The sequence below is a fragment of the Mesorhizobium sp. M0243 genome, from assembly GCF_040321775.1.
Taxonomy (GTDB): domain Bacteria; phylum Pseudomonadota; class Alphaproteobacteria; order Rhizobiales; family Rhizobiaceae; genus Mesorhizobium.
This window is the reverse complement of the sequence record NZ_JAMYSF010000018.1, coordinates 59,277-73,512: the sequence shown is the minus strand read 5'-3', so window position 1 is coordinate 73,512 and position 14,236 is coordinate 59,277. Positions and strand designations below refer to the sequence as shown.

The following is a 14,236-nucleotide window of genomic DNA, read 5'->3' as shown; positions in this document are numbered from 1 at the left end:
CAGCCCATAAACCGGCTCGGGTATTTATCACGATTGCCCCACCCGAGCGCCGTTCCTTGTCATGTGGGCTTGTTAAGGTCGCCCACTCTCGACCGGTTGCTTCCGGCCTTTTCCACCTGTCGTCACCGTGACAGGTATAATTTGCAATTCTATTAAGGCGAGCAATAGGCGGCAAGGGCAACTTCGGATATTTTTGATCGAGCTTTTGCGATCGACTCTGCCATGCTGCAATGCACGCGACGGGAGCTAAGCCGATCTGCTCTCCTCGGCATTTTCAGTAAGATAGACAATATTAAGTAGTATTTTATACGGTTTTCACCATGCATTAGGGCAGGATAAAGCACTAGTTTGCAGCTTGCCTTGACAGATAGGTAGGTCTGCCTAAAAACGGCCCCACAAAGGCCCCTATTTTTTCGGCCGTGCCCATTTATTGTCACAAATGTGCTAAATACGCCGAAATTTGTGCATGACAAGCTTATTATTTAGTCAATTCATGACGTGACTATTTCAATGGGGTGGTAAATTGTGTGTTGCGCTGCAACATTTTTTTGGTATCGTGCGCTGAACCATTCGTTCAACGCATGGAGTTTACGGCATGAGGGACGTTGCCAAGTCGGCCACGGCGAGCTTTTCGCAGGCTGACATCGATTTTCCGCCACCGATCGGCGGCTTGCTCAAACGCAGCTTCGATATCGCCGGTTCACTGATTGGATTGATCGCACTCAGCCCGCTGTTTGTCATGATAGCGCTGCTGGTCAAGTTTTCCGACGGCGGCTCGATTTTCTACGGTCACAGGCGAATTGGACGCGGCGGGCGGATTTTTCCTTGCCTGAAGTTCCGCACCATGGTTCCGGACGGCGACAGGGTATTGGCAACCTATCTCGCCACCAACCCGGACGCCAACGCGGAATGGATCGCCACCCGCAAGCTGAAGAACGATCCGCGCGTTACCCGTGTCGGAGCAGTGCTGAGGAAACTCAGCCTAGACGAGCTGCCGCAGATCATCAACATCCTGCAGGGCGACATGAGCCTTGTCGGCCCTCGTCCGGTCGTGCGCGACGAGCTGGAGATCTATGGCACGTCCGCCGTTTATTATCTGAAATCCCGCCCGGGCCTGACTGGCCTGTGGCAAGTCAGCGGCCGCAACGATGTGTCCTATGACAGCCGCGTCGCCTTCGATCGCCACTATGTCGAGAACTGGTCGCTGTTCGAGGACGTTCGCATCATCATCAAGACCGTCCCGGCCGTCTGGATGTCGCGCGGTTCTTACTGACCGGCCGGTGGCCAGTGCCAAACATTGGCATCGGCCATTCGACGCAAGCTCATCGGGCGATGGGGCTATAGCGGATCGGAACGTTGAGTTGAAAACAGATTTGTTCGAAGCCTTTCGCAGCGGCCCGGATTCCGGCCGGCTGCGGCGGGCGCGTTTGCTGGCCACATGCCTTGCCATGGCGCTCGTCGTCCCGCATATCGCCGCCGCCGGCGACTATCGCCTCGGCTCGCAAGACAAGCTCACCATCCGCGTCGCCGAATGGCAGACCGTCGAAGGCACATTTCGTGACTGGTCGGCGGTGAATGGCGAGTACACGGTCGGTCCATCCGGTACGCTGTCGGTGCCGTTCGCCGGCGAGTTGCCGGCATCCGGCAAGACCACGTCCGAAATCGCGGCGGCGATTGGCGAGGCTTTGCAGAAAAAGCTCGCTTTGTCAGACCGACCGGAAGCCTCGGTCGAGATGGCGCAGTTCAGGCCATTCTACATTTCGGGCGAAGTCCAGAACCCAGGTCAATTTCCTTATGTCCCAGACCTGACGGTGTTGAAGGCGATCAGCGTCGCGGGCGGCATCAGGCGCAACGCCGATTACGGCCCCCAGCTCGGCAAGGACCTTGTCACCGCCAAGGGCATGTTCGACATCTCCGACGACCAGCGCATTCGACTGATCGTCAGGCGCGCCCGCATCGATGCGGACATGGCCGGCAAGGCGAGTTTCGACGTGCCTAAGGAAGTCGAGGGCGATCCAAGGCTGCCAGCCATCGTCGCGGACGAGATGACGATCCTGACGGCCGACCAAAAGGCGCTGAAGCTGAAACTCGAGGCGCTCGACGATCTGAAAGGTGTCTTGGAGTCCGAGATCGAATCGCTGCAGAAGAAGATCGTCAATCAGCAGCAGCAGGTCGACCTGGCGCAGCAGCAACTCGCCAGCATCGGTCCGCTGGCGCAAAAGGGCCTGATCGCCAATGCCCGTCTGCTGGATTCGCGCCAGTCCGTGGCCGACCTGCAGGGCAAGATCCTGGACTACGAAACCGCCATCCTCACCGCCAAGCAGGCGATCAGCAAGGCGAAGCAGGATGCTATCGATGCCCAGAACACCTTGAGTTCAAGTCTCGCCACTGACCGGCAGCAGACCGAAGCCGACCTGAACGAGGCCGCGTTGAAGGTGAACATGCAGAAAGGCCTGATAGCCCAGGCCAGCGATCCCGCGATGGCGGCCGCTATAACAAACGATCAGCAACCTACCCTGCTCTATTCACTGGTGCGCAATCTCGATGGCAAGACCACCGAGATAGCCGCCAAGGAAGAAACCCCGGTGCTGCCTGGCGATGTGATCAAGGTCAAGCTGGCGCCGCTGGCCAGCCAGTAGACTTGCTAAGCGCTGAGCGGTTCATCATTTTACAGAAATGCAGAACCGCTTCATACGCTCGTCGCCTTCTGTGAGCGGATGGTCCGCGGATATTCGCATTTGCACGTTCTGAGATTGGTTTTCGCGGCGCCGTAACTGGAAGTGCCGGCCGGACGCCCTGGCGCTTCTGGAGCACGGCTTTTGGACAGTAACAGCTGCGCGCCGGACGTCCTGGTCGCTCGGAGCACGCGAGTCTGACAATCCAGCGTTTCAGTCTATTTCGCGGAGGCATGGATTTCCCGCCTCGCGCCCGGCCTGCTTGAGCCTTCGATCAGGGGAATTTGTATTGACGCGACTTCAGGTCCCGAGACGATAGCTCACGCCTGATCGGCGACCGCCGGACGGCGGGCATGCCGAGGCCAGTCAGCCTCGCCCCCGGCCGCGTCAGCCGGCTCGGGACGCGGCGACCGCCGCCTGCGGGTAACGGGCAGCCGCGCCAGCTTGAAGAAGCTGAAATACATCAGGAAAGAACCCATGATGTAGGGGTTGAGAATCTCGACCTCGACGAAGGAGCGGATCAGCAGCAGCACCATCACGCCGAAAAGGATCACCGAGTCCGCCTGCCATGCCTTGAAGATCACCGCCGAGACGTGGCCGTAGAGCGTGCGCAGCATGATCAGCGACACCAGCGTCGCTCCGACGAAGCCGAGTTCGACGAGGGCCTCGATGTAGGTGTTGTGGAAGTGAAAGCCGGTGCGGGTGGTGATGTAGAATTCGTTCCACAGCCGCTCGGCTTCAGCGAAGCCCTGCACCCAATAGGCGGCATAGCCGACGCCGAGAATCGGCGATTTCTGCACCGTGTTCCAGCCTTGTTCCCAAAGATAGGTTCGCCCGGTGAGCGTCGAATCCTTGCCGAAGAGGCCGAGGACGAAGTCCATCAGCCCGAGATTCAAGGCGACGAAGGCCGTCACGACCAGCAGGCCGGCGCCGATCAGGAAGATGACCCGGCGATAGCGGCGTGACAGAAGTTTGCTCATCGCAAGAAGCGCCACCAGCGCCAGAACCGCGGGTATCGAGGCCATCGAGGTGGCGGAATGCGAGGCGACCAGTACATAGGCCGACAGCAGCACGACGGGCACCGCCAGTATGAAGCTCAGCCGGCCGCGTCTGTAGAACGCAAGGAAGACAACGCAGAAATAGATGCCAAGCGAGCCGACAAAGCCGATCTGATTCTTGGAGGCGAAGGCGCCGACGAAGTTCACGGTGCCGTCGAGGACATCCTCGGAATAATTCCCGACCTTCACAGAATAGAGAAGGACGACGAATATCCCGACCAGCGCCCCTATGGTCAACGTGCGCACGCTGACGGTGCGCGCAGCTATGTAGGCGCAGGCAATATGGGAAAAATACTGGACCGACGTCCTTGCGGTGACGCCGGGAGCCTGCGACCAGAAAACCGAGAAGCAGACATAGGCCGCAAACAGCAGCGGCAGCCAGGCGCTGGACAGATGTCGCAAAAACCGCCGGTAGTCGACCAGGATGAGCGGAAGCCAGACCGCATAGTAGGCCAGGATCAGCACCTGGCCGAAAATGACCGAATAGGAAAACGCCCAGATCGAGACGACTACGGCAAAGGCGCCATAGACCGAATTCTTCTCGGGATCGATCAGCAGGGACTTTGGAATCTTCATCTCAGAGTCTCGCCGACACGACCCAGGGCCGGCAAGCCATGAGCCGGCCGGAATCTTCGCAAATATGGGCGTGCAATAAACGGCGTCTCCATTGTGCAGTGCAATATAACCTATTGCGCCCGGCGCTCAATGGCAAATCCGGTCACCTTGTCTTACAGCGAGGCATCTGCGGAGAGATCAGCTGGTTGCGCGTCCGAGACGCTACCAAAGCGCTCCGCCGGTGATCTGGATGTTCTCCATGGTGATGCCCTTGGCGAGATCCGAGCACAGGAATACCGCCAGAGCCGCAATCTCCTGCGGCTGCAGCATGCGCTGCTGCGGGTTGCCTTTGGCGATCTCGGCCATCGCTTCCTCAGTGGTGCGCCCCTTGCCTTCGCGCTCGACGACCTGCGCCACATTGCGACGCATCAGTTCGGTCTCGACCCAGGTCGGGCTGATCATGACACAGGTGACGCCATGCGCTGCCCCTTCCAGCGCCACGCAGCGTGTGAGGCCGAGAAGGCCGGCCTTGGACGCGCAGTAGGCTGGGTTGTCCTTCCAGCCGACCGAGGCGGCGGTTGAGCCGATGTTGACGATGCGGCCCCAGCCGCGTTCGATCATGCCCGGCAGTACCGCACGCGTGACGCGGAAGGCGCCCGTCAGGTTGGTATCGACGATCTTGTCCCATAACGCATCGGGATGACCGCAGACCGGCTGCTCCGCGGTCGTCCCAGCGGCATTGACCAGGATGTCGGCGGGGCCGATTGCCGCCTCGGCGTCAGCCGCGAACCGATTGGTGACGTCGCTGTCGCGCACGTCGAGATGAGCGGCGTGAACCCTCGTTCCGTGGGCGGCAAGGGCCGCATGCACGCGCTCGATTTCGTCCGCGCCGGGATAGTAAGCGGCGTCGGACCTGTCGGCGCCGGACGGCGCGATGTAGGAGCCGACGGCGACATTGGCGCCGGCTTCAGCCAAAGCCGTGGCAATGGCAAAGCCCATGCCCGAGAAACCGCCGGTGACGATGGCACTGCGGCCGGAAAGGTTCTTCATGGCGCACGGTCTCCGCTGCGTTCCGGACAGGCAATCAGGCCTGACCGGATTTGGCAATCACACCGGCGCAAGCGGTTTGCCCAGCCATTCGCGATAGAAGCCTTCGAGGTCGGGCTCGAAATCGTGGACTATGGGATAACCAGGTGCCGCCGCTTCCACCTCGTGCAGCGTGCCGCACTCAGGACAGATGAACTCGCGGATTTCCATCCATTCGGGATCGGGGAGATCACTGTTGGGATAGATTTCGCGCAGCGCCTCCTCGGTGTTGCGCACGTTGATCGCAGCCTTGAGCTTCCAGTTCTTGCGATAGTCGCCGAAGGAGTGGCCGCATTCGCAGCGGGTTATGCGCTCATCGCCGCTCTGGCAGATGAACAGATGGTCCGAGACCGGCAGCAGGATCGGGTCCTTCCAGGCAACGCGATCCTGATAGACGGCAACCATCTTGAAGAAACGGTCATCGTCCTTGTAGGCACTCATGATCCGCCTTGTCTGTGGCCAGGGCAGCTTGCCTGCGGCCAGATCGCCCAGGACTTCCTTGCTGTACGAGGTCATGGTTTTGCTCCCGGCATGAAGATCGATCTGGCATCGACGTTCCAGAACTCGCTGAATTCGCTGGTGAAGCGCGGCGACAGCTTGATCGCGCTGGCGTACATTTTCTTCACCTCGGGGGCGAAATCGGCCTTTTTGACGCGGCCGCGCTCCTTGGCGATCCAATCCGCCACCGGTACTGCTTTCGCCAGACGCTGCTTGCGCATGGCGGCGCGGCGCTCGACCGTGGCGTCGATATCGGCGATGGGATAACCGTCCTCATCGTCCTTCAGCACGATGCCGAACACCTGGTCCGCCGCTTGCCGGGTGAGAAAGCCGTTCTCGACATCCCAGGCCGTCTTGATCGGATCGCGCTCCAGAACGTCGCCGTAACCGCCGCCGCCATTGTAAGAATGGCTGAAGATGTCGCCGGACTTGTGCGGCGAGGTGATGTAGGGGCCCTCGACCACGACATGGTCGCCACCGATGTTCCGCTCGTAGTCGGAGACATGCGGATCGATGCCGGGCGCATGCGCCAGCGGTTCGCCTTTTGCGGCGAGTTCGTGAATGTCTGAGTTGCGCACCGCGCGATGCTTCTGGCAGGTCGGCGCCGGATAGCCGCCGCACATGCCGGCGTTGTCGAACACACGCGAGGAGTGCTCGGAGGTGTGGAGCCGCAGATGCGAGGTCTTGTTGATCAGCCAGGTCGAGACGAAGGAACAGCCGCCGCGATATTTGCCGGCACCGCCGGAATTCGGCACGATCGAGCGGCCGATATAGACCATCGGCATCGACTGTTCCCAGACCTCGATGTTGCCCATGTCGGATTCCGGGTTCCAGCCGACATAGGCGGTGTCGAGACCATCCTTGATGGCGAGCGCGCCGGAGCCGGCGGCGGCGCATTCAAAATGGGCCATGCCGAACGGCGTGCCGTACTGGCTCTCGCCACCCATTTCGATCATAGGACTGTTGACCTGGCCGACAAAGGCCTCCTCGACGAAGCCGCGGGCGATGAAGCCGCGCGACAGCAGGCGCTGGAAGACGCCATAGGCTGGCAGCAGCAGCGCCCACGAGGTGGCGGTCGCCACCATCTCGTTGTCGGGGTTGGTCCAGGTGCCGTGCGGCAGTTTCAGTTCGGTTGCCATCCAGGCGCCGTCATTGACCAGCCCTTCGAAATTCATGTGCTGGGTCAGCGTCACGAACATGCCGCCATCCATGCCGGCCGGCGTGCAGTTCATCGAATGGTAGCCCCAGGGCTGCGTGCCCTCGAAGTCCATGGTGATCTTGCCGTCGGTGGTGATCTCCATCTCGATCGGGATATTATAGAGCCAGTCGGGATCGCCGAGCAGCTGGAAGCCGGGCTTTCCCGCCGTGACATGGCCGTAAAAAGTGTGGCCGCGATAGATGCCGGGCACGGTAAGCTGGCGGGTGCGGGCGAGCTGGGCGCGGCGGCCTTCCTCGATGAACTCCTTCGAGACCTTCATCCAGTAGTCTAGGCCGATCTCCGAGATCAGCTGCTTGACGCTTTCGCGCATGTCGATGCAGGAGGCGACCTTGGCCTTTTCGTCCAGCACCCAGTAGATCGGCATGCGCAGATTACGTTCGCAGCGGATGACGTAGTCGCGGCGGATCTCGTCATTCTCGCCGATCTTCTCGGCGCAGACGAACAGACCCTCGGTGAAGCGCTCCTGCGCCAGACACACGTCGCCGCCCGGCGTGATGCCGCCGGCTTCCAGCTCGTGGCAGACAGCGCCGGCCCAGCCGACCAGCGTGCCTTCATGGAAGATCGGCACGACGTCCATGACGTCGGGCACCTGCACGGTGCCTATGAAGGCATCGTTGTTGGCGAAGATGTCGCCTTCGCGGATGCGAGGGTTGTCCTCGTAGCCGTTTTTGATCATCCATTTGATGAAGCGGCTCATCGTATGGACATGCACCATGATGCCGTTGGAGAGCGCAATGGCGTCGCCCTCGGGCGTGTAGATGGCGACCACCATTTCGCCGACCTCTCGCACGCCGGGGGAAGCCGAGATGCGGCGGGCCATTTCGCGTGCCGAGACGCAATAGGCGCGCAGCTTGGTGTGCAGCGTCTCGAATTTCAGCGGATCCTGGTTGCGCAGCGTGAGTTCCGTGATGCCGTCATAGCAGCCGGTTTCCTCCATCAGCCGCTCGGAATCGAGCAGTCTTTCGCGAAGGCGCAGGGCCGAGGCAGGTTTGTCCAACATGGCGGTCGCCCTCTCAAGCGTGGGTATAGTGCAGCAGCGTCCATTCATCGACGTGGATGCGGTCCTGCGGATGAACGACGAGCGTGGTGGCGGGATGTTCGATGATGGCCGGGCCGATGACTTCGTGGCCTGGCTGCAAAAGGTCCATCTCGTAGAGATTGGCCTTGTGCCAGCGCCCGCCAATATAGGCCTCGCGCACACCCTTGTGGGCGGCTGCCGGATCCGACTTGCCGAGCGGTCGCTTGAACAGCACCGGCTTGACCTTGTCGGCGGTGGCGATCAGCCCGAGTTCGGTGATGGTGAAGCCGGCCTCGCCATAGCGCGACACGCGATGGTTGACCTTGGCATAGACCGCCTCGAACTCGTCGATAACCCTACGCATGTCGTCGGCCGAATCGACCTTGGCAAGCGGCGCCATGACCTCGACGTCCTCGAGCTGGCCGGTGTAGCGCATCATCAGGAACGGCACGGTCCTGATCTTCTCCCTGGCATGGCCGTCGGCGATCATCTCGTCGACCGCGGCCCTGGTCAGGTCGTCCCAGACAGTGGTGACCTTGGCGCCGAAGGCGGCCAGCGTAGCCTCGTCGGCACGTGACGGGATGTCGTGCTGGGTGGAGACGGAATGACGCCGCATGAAATCGGCCGTGGTGCAGCCGAAGGCGGAGAAGGCGGCCGCAAACTGGAAGGTGATGATGTCCTTGAAGCCGATGCCCCTGGAGCAGCCGGCCAGATGCAACGGGCCGGAGCCGCCATAGGACAGCAGTGTGAATTCCGAGGGGTGGATGCCTTGCCCGGAAATGACCCGGCGCAGCGCGTTGTTGGCATCGGACTCCAGCATGTCGATCATGCCTTCGGCGGCTTCCTCCAGCCCGACGCCAAGGATGTCGGAGCATTTCTCCTGGAAGGCGCGGCGGGCCTTTTCGACCTGCAGCACGACCTTCCCGCCCAGGAAATAGTGTGGGTTGAGGCGGCCGAGAATGGCGTCGCAGTCGGCGATGGTCGGCTCGGTGCCGCCCCTGGCGAAGCAGATCGGACCCGGATCGGCGCCCGCACTTTCAGGCCCGAGCGAAACTTTCTTGGTCAGCGGGTCGACCTTGAGGATCATGCCGGCGCCGGCGCCGATCGTGTCGAGATGCAACGTCGGCACGTTGAGCTTGAAACGGTCCATCAGCGGCTCGTTCTCGATCCGGGTCTGGCCGCGCGTGATGACGCCCATGTCGAAAGAGGTGCCGCCCATATCCGAGCAGATCAGTGAGTCGTTGCCGATCAGCTTGCCGACATAGGCAGCGCCCAGAATGCCGCCGATCGGGCCGGAGATCATGGTTTCATGCAGGCGCGGATGGTTGATCGAGGTCAGGCCGCCGAAGGAGAGCAGCGTCTGCACGCCATACTTGAAGCCGTATTTCTTCGAGACGTCCTCGATACCCCTAAGTTGCTTGCGGCCACGCGAAGTCGCGTAGGCCTCGATCAGCACCGAGTTCAGCCGTGACTGCTCACGGATGACCGGACGAACCTCGTGGCTGGTGTAGACGATGATGTCAGCGCCGGCCTCCTCCACCTCTTCGCGGCAAATCTCGGCGATGCGCTTCTCGTGCACGGGATTGACGTGCGAGAAGATGGTCATGATGCAGATCGCTTCGACCTTGTCGGCGATCAGTTTTTTGGCGGCGATGGAGACCTCGTGTTCGTAGAGCGGCAGCACGATGTCGCCGAACTGGTCGATGCGCTCGGTGACGCCATGCGTGCGGCGGCGCGGCACCAGCGGATCGGGATGATGATGGGTGACCGCATGCAGCCGGTCGGCATAGGAATAGTCGGCCCAGGCCTGCAGTCCGCGGCCCATCAGGATCATGTCCTCGAGGCCCTTGGTGGTGATCAGGCCGAGCCGGCGGCCGGTGCGCGACAACAGCGTGTTGAGCATGCCGGTGCCGGAATAGAGCACGACATTGACGCCGGAAAACAGTGATTCCAGCGAGATGCCCCAGGCATCCGCCGCGTCCTCAGCAGACGCGAGGAAGCCCTCGGCTTCGTTCTTCGGCGTGGTCGCCGACTTGCCGATCTTGAAGTGGCCGTCCTGATCGACAAGGATCGTGTCGGTCATGGTGCCGCCGGCGTCGATGCCGATGACAATTGGATTGCCGACGATGGGGGCGGTGAGATTGGGTTGGGTCACGGTCGCCTCGGGATCTGGTCTAGGTTGACGCCAGGCTAGATTCGACAGGCGGCTTCGCGCCATATGCCTAAAGACACAATGACGGCTGGGCTGACATCGCCGAGAAAAGGGCATGCGCATGGACAATATCTGGGCGCCGCTCGCCAAAGCGATCGCCGCCACCGGCACCGACAGGCATGTCGACTGCCTGATCGACCTGATCGGCGCCGACATCGAGCACGACCTCGTCACGGTGACGCGCTATTCGGCGACGCAGACGCCGGAATTCGTCAAGCACCGGCGCTTCTCGGATGAAATGGTCCGGCGCTATCTCGACAACTACTACGTCTTCGACCCGTTCTATGCCTCGTGGCGGCGCGAGCGAAGGCTGGGCATCATGCCGCTGAAGCGGCTCGCCGACGACGAGGCCAAGCGCGGCCAGTACATTGCCGGCTTCCTGGCACAGTCGGAGATCTGCGACGAGGTCGGCATCATGCTGGCCGATGGCGGTGACTGGTGCCTCGGCATCTTCCTCGATCGCTCGACCGCTTCTTTCAAGGACAGCGAGATCGCCCTGCTGGACGAGCGGCTGCCGGTGTTCGAGGCGCTGCATGCGCTCGACATCAAGGCGCGCGGAACCGAATTCTCCCGCACATCGGCACCGACCAGCCCCGGCGCCTCGCCCCGGCAGGAGCCGACCATTCCGGCCAGCCTGTGGCCGGAGCTGTCGCTGCGCGAGCGGGAGCTGGTCCAGTTGATCCTCGCCGGCCACCCGACGGCGAACATCGCCGAGCGCCTCGGCATCACCGTCGGCACGGTCAAGAACCACCGCCGGCGTATCTACGAGAAGCGCGACATCACCACCGAGCGGGAATTGTTTTTGCAGTTCTTCCAGCATCTGGTCGACTGACAGCCGGGGTTCGGACAGCTAGGCGGTTTACGCTTTTTCCCGTTGCAGGTTAGAGCTCATCCTCCCAATTGGCGCCGCCACAGAACACACGGAAAATCACCACTTGGTCGGATTCCACTGTAAAGGTCACCGTTACACGGCGCTCAAAACCGACAACCCGAAGCCCCGGCCGCAGATCGTCACGGCGTGTTCCGCGCTCCGAGGCGTAGTCGAGACCCTGGCAGTAGGCTTCGATACGCTCGATATAGCGTATGGCCGTGACGTTGCCGGCGGCGATCTCGATGGTGTCGTATATCCATCTTAAGTCCGCTAGGGCTTCCGGCAACAGAACAATATGCCGGCGCTTCACACATCCCTCTTAAAGCGGGCGGCGTGGTGAGCGCGGATGTCGTCAAAAGCCTGGTTGGCTGGGATAACTCGGGAAGGGTCTGCCTTCCATCTGTCATAGGTCGGCACGACTTCCTCGCGCAGCCAACGCTCTACGGCCGCGTCGCGCTCTTGCAGGGCACGAAGCCCGGCGCGGATCACTTCACTGCTGGTCGCATAGGTTCCTGATTCAACGAGACGGTCGATGAAAGCAGCCTGCTCTGTTGGCAGGCTGAAGGTGCGCTTTTCGGTGGCAGCCATGATTTCTCCTATAATGTCGGTGTGATTATATCATACCAATATCGAATAGCGTTAGAAAATCTGTCGGGCGAAGAACCGACATGGGGCCTGCTAGCAGTCTCAAAATTCCTCTTGCGGAACCGCGCCGTCCCGGCTTAGTCTCTGCCTCTTCACAAAAATGAAATTTAATTCCATTTGTGTGCAAACCTTCTAGCCAGCATCGTGCCCCAGGAAAAATGAACGGCCTAATCGACTGAGACAATATTTGATATATCATCTACCAGAACGGAAATAGCTGACATGGTCCAGCAGACATCGATCCAGCCATCGGCGCCCTGGTTGCGGCTAGAGGTTGACGATTCGGACTGGAACGACGCCGAGGTTTCGGGCCTGGTGCGCTGGTACCACCAGATGCTGCTCATCCGCCGTTTCGAGGAAAAAGTGCTCGATCTCGCCAATGCGGGGCTGGTGCATGGTCCGGCGCATGCCAGCATCGGCCAGGAGGCGACGGCGGTCGGCGCCATGTCCGTGCTCGGCACCGGTGACCGCATCAACGGCACCCACCGCGCCCATCACCAGGTGCTGGCCAAGCTTGTCAACGCGCAGACGCCCGGCGGATTCGACCCGCTGCATGACGCTTTCAACCCGGACATGCAGGGCTCGGTGCGCGGCCTGATGGCCGAGATCATGGGCCTCAAGTCAGGCTATTGCGGCGGCCGTGGCGGCTCGATGCATATGCGCGACGATAGCTCAGGGATTCCTGGCACCAGCGCCATCATCGGTGGCAACCTGCCGCATGCGGCAGGCTACGCGCTGGCCGACAAGCTGCTCGGAACCGGCAACATCTCGGTCGCCTTCTTCGGCGACGGTACGATGATGGCAGGGCCGGCCTACGAGGCAATGAACATTGCCGCGCTCTACCGGCTGCCGGTGATCTTTTTCGCCGAAAACAATCTCTATGCCGTCTCGACGCACATCAATGAGCAGACGCGCGAGACGCGGCTGGCCTCGCGCGGACCTATGCTCGGCTTTCGCGGCATCGAATGCGACGGCATGGATGTGGTGGCGGTCCATCACGCCATGCGCGAGGCGCGCCGGACGATCGAGGAAGACGGCGGCCCGGTGCTGGTCGAGGCGCTCTGCTACCGCTTCCTGCATCAGAGCGGCGCCCGCCCGGGCAGCGAATTCGGCTACCGCACGCGGGCCGAAGAGGACGCCTGGAAAGCGCGCGACCCGCTTGCCACCATGGCGGCTCGCCTGAAGACGATGGGCATCCTGAACGATTCGGACCTCGGCACACTCGACCAGCGCGTCATGGAGGTGGTCAACACCGCTGCCGATTCGCTGACCGAAATGAGCGGCAACGCGCTGCGCATTCCTGATCATCTGTGGCCGGACCCAAGCGACGTCGACAACCAGATCCGCGGCGATCTTTCCGAACTGAAGAGCGAGCGCTTCCTCGAGATCGAGGACGTGCCGCCGGCCGAGACCAAGCCGGTCAAATTCATGGTTGCCGCGTCCGAGGTCATCGCTCGCGCCATGGAGCAGGATCCGCGCATCATCATCATGGGCGAGGACGTGCACCGGCTGCGCGGCGGCGTTTCGGGCGCCACAAAAGGTGCGCTGGAACGCTGGCCGGAGCGCGTGCTGGCGATGCCGATCGCCGAGAACGGTTTTGTCGGGGTGGCGCTGGGTGCGGCGCTTTGCGGCTTGCGGCCGATCGTCGAGATCATGTTTGGCGACTTCTGCCTGGTTGCCGCCGACCAGCTGTTCAACGCGGTCAGCAAGGTGCGTCACATGTTCGGCGGCGGTTTTCCGGTGCCCATCGTGGTCAGGGTGCGCGTCTCGCCGCACACCGGCTACGGCTCGCAGCATTCGGGTGATCCGTCCGGCCTGTTCGCCCTGTTTCCCGGCTGGCGCATCGTCGCGCCGACGACGCCCTTCGACTATATCGGCCTGATGAATTCAGCGTTGAAATGCGACGATCCGGTCGTCGTCATCGAGCATGTCGAACTGTTCCCGAGCGAAGGCCCTGTGCCTGCGGACGACCGCGACTATTGCGTGCGGCTCGGCAAGGCGAAGATAGTCAGGCCGGGCAGCGCCTGCACACTGCTCACCAGCGCCAGCATGGTTGCCGTCGCCAGACAGGTGGTCGAGGAGACCGGCGCCGATGCCGAGATCATCGACCTGCGCAGCCTCGACCCGACCGGGCTCGACTGGCCGCTGGTGGAAGCCTCGATCCGCAAGACCAACCGAGTGGCCGTCATCGAGCAGGTGCAGCGTGGGCTATCGCTTGGCGGACGACTGACACAGGAGATTCAGGATCGCGTGTTCGATTATCTCGATCACGAGATCCTGCATGTGACGGGAAGCCTTTCTGCTCCCGTCGTATCGGCCCCGCTCAACCGCGCCGCACTGGGCGGCGCTGAAAAGCTCAAGGCCGCGCTTCAATCCCTCACTGGCGTGGGCGGATAGAG

General features: G+C 61.7%; 11 protein-coding genes. 4 read left to right on the top strand and 7 right to left on the bottom strand.

The genetic code is table 11. The features are described from left to right. Positions 1 to 595: 595 nt before the first annotated feature. Positions 596 to 1,273: a sugar transferase gene (locus NKJ11_RS22140; protein ID WP_023811581.1), complete on the top strand. Its 678-nt coding sequence runs from the start codon at positions 596 to 598 to the stop codon at positions 1,271 to 1,273. 100 nt (positions 1,274 to 1,373) lie between these two features. Further along, on the top strand, positions 1,374 to 2,639 hold the full coding sequence (locus NKJ11_RS22135) for a polysaccharide biosynthesis/export family protein (RefSeq protein WP_164892842.1): 1,266 nt from the start codon (positions 1,374 to 1,376) through the stop codon (positions 2,637 to 2,639). 356 nt (positions 2,640 to 2,995) lie between these two features. Here the strand turns inward: NKJ11_RS22135 and NKJ11_RS22130 are convergent, their stop codons facing one another. The 5 genes from NKJ11_RS22130 to NKJ11_RS22110 form a co-directional block, all read right to left on the bottom strand. Continuing rightward, positions 2,996 to 4,309 (bottom strand): O-antigen ligase family protein, encoded by a 1,314-nt coding sequence (locus tag NKJ11_RS22130; RefSeq protein WP_023811579.1) that lies wholly within the window; start codon positions 4,307 to 4,309, stop codon positions 2,996 to 2,998. A 201-nt stretch (positions 4,310 to 4,510) separates the two neighbouring features. Further along, on the bottom strand, positions 4,511 to 5,338 hold the full coding sequence (locus tag NKJ11_RS22125; protein WP_352612483.1) for an SDR family NAD(P)-dependent oxidoreductase: 828 nt from the start codon (positions 5,336 to 5,338) through the stop codon (positions 4,511 to 4,513). Positions 5,339 to 5,395: 57 nt separating this feature from the next. Next, on the bottom strand, positions 5,396 to 5,890 hold the full coding sequence (locus tag NKJ11_RS22120) for an acetone carboxylase subunit gamma (RefSeq protein WP_352551160.1): 495 nt from the start codon (positions 5,888 to 5,890) through the stop codon (positions 5,396 to 5,398). Continuing rightward, positions 5,887 to 8,091 carry a hydantoinase B/oxoprolinase family protein gene (locus tag NKJ11_RS22115; protein WP_352612481.1) on the bottom strand — a complete coding sequence of 735 codons (2,205 nt, stop codon included), beginning with the start codon at positions 8,089 to 8,091 and terminating at the stop codon, positions 5,887 to 5,889. Before NKJ11_RS22115 ends, NKJ11_RS22120 begins: the two co-directional genes overlap by 4 nt. Positions 8,092 to 8,104: 13 nt before the next feature. Continuing rightward, positions 8,105 to 10,264 (bottom strand): hydantoinase/oxoprolinase family protein, encoded by a 2,160-nt coding sequence (locus NKJ11_RS22110; RefSeq protein ID WP_352612479.1) that lies wholly within the window; start codon positions 10,262 to 10,264, stop codon positions 8,105 to 8,107. 112 nt (positions 10,265 to 10,376) lie between these two features. Between NKJ11_RS22110 and NKJ11_RS22105 the strand changes: the two genes are divergently transcribed. Then, the gene (locus tag NKJ11_RS22105) at positions 10,377 to 11,153 is read left to right on the top strand and encodes a helix-turn-helix transcriptional regulator (protein ID WP_352612477.1); all 777 of its coding nucleotides are present in this window, start codon (positions 10,377 to 10,379) and stop codon (positions 11,151 to 11,153) included. Positions 11,154 to 11,202: 49 nt separating this feature from the next. Here NKJ11_RS22105 and NKJ11_RS22100 read toward each other — a convergent pair whose 3' ends face one another. Both NKJ11_RS22100 and NKJ11_RS22095 read right to left on the bottom strand, forming a co-directional pair. Next, positions 11,203 to 11,502, bottom strand: coding sequence for a type II toxin-antitoxin system RelE/ParE family toxin (locus NKJ11_RS22100; protein WP_352794276.1), 300 nt, complete (start codon positions 11,500 to 11,502; stop codon positions 11,203 to 11,205). Further along, positions 11,499 to 11,780 (bottom strand): type II toxin-antitoxin system ParD family antitoxin, encoded by a 282-nt coding sequence (locus NKJ11_RS22095; protein WP_023811572.1) that lies wholly within the window; start codon positions 11,778 to 11,780, stop codon positions 11,499 to 11,501. The genes NKJ11_RS22100 and NKJ11_RS22095 overlap by 4 nt, the downstream gene beginning before the upstream one ends. Before the next feature lie 279 nt (positions 11,781 to 12,059). Here NKJ11_RS22095 and NKJ11_RS22090 point away from each other — a divergent pair, with 279 nt between their 5' ends. Continuing rightward, the gene (locus NKJ11_RS22090; protein WP_352612475.1) at positions 12,060 to 14,234 is read left to right on the top strand and encodes an alpha-ketoacid dehydrogenase subunit alpha/beta; all 2,175 of its coding nucleotides are present in this window, start codon (positions 12,060 to 12,062) and stop codon (positions 14,232 to 14,234) included. The last annotated feature ends 2 nt before the right edge of the window (positions 14,235 to 14,236 follow it).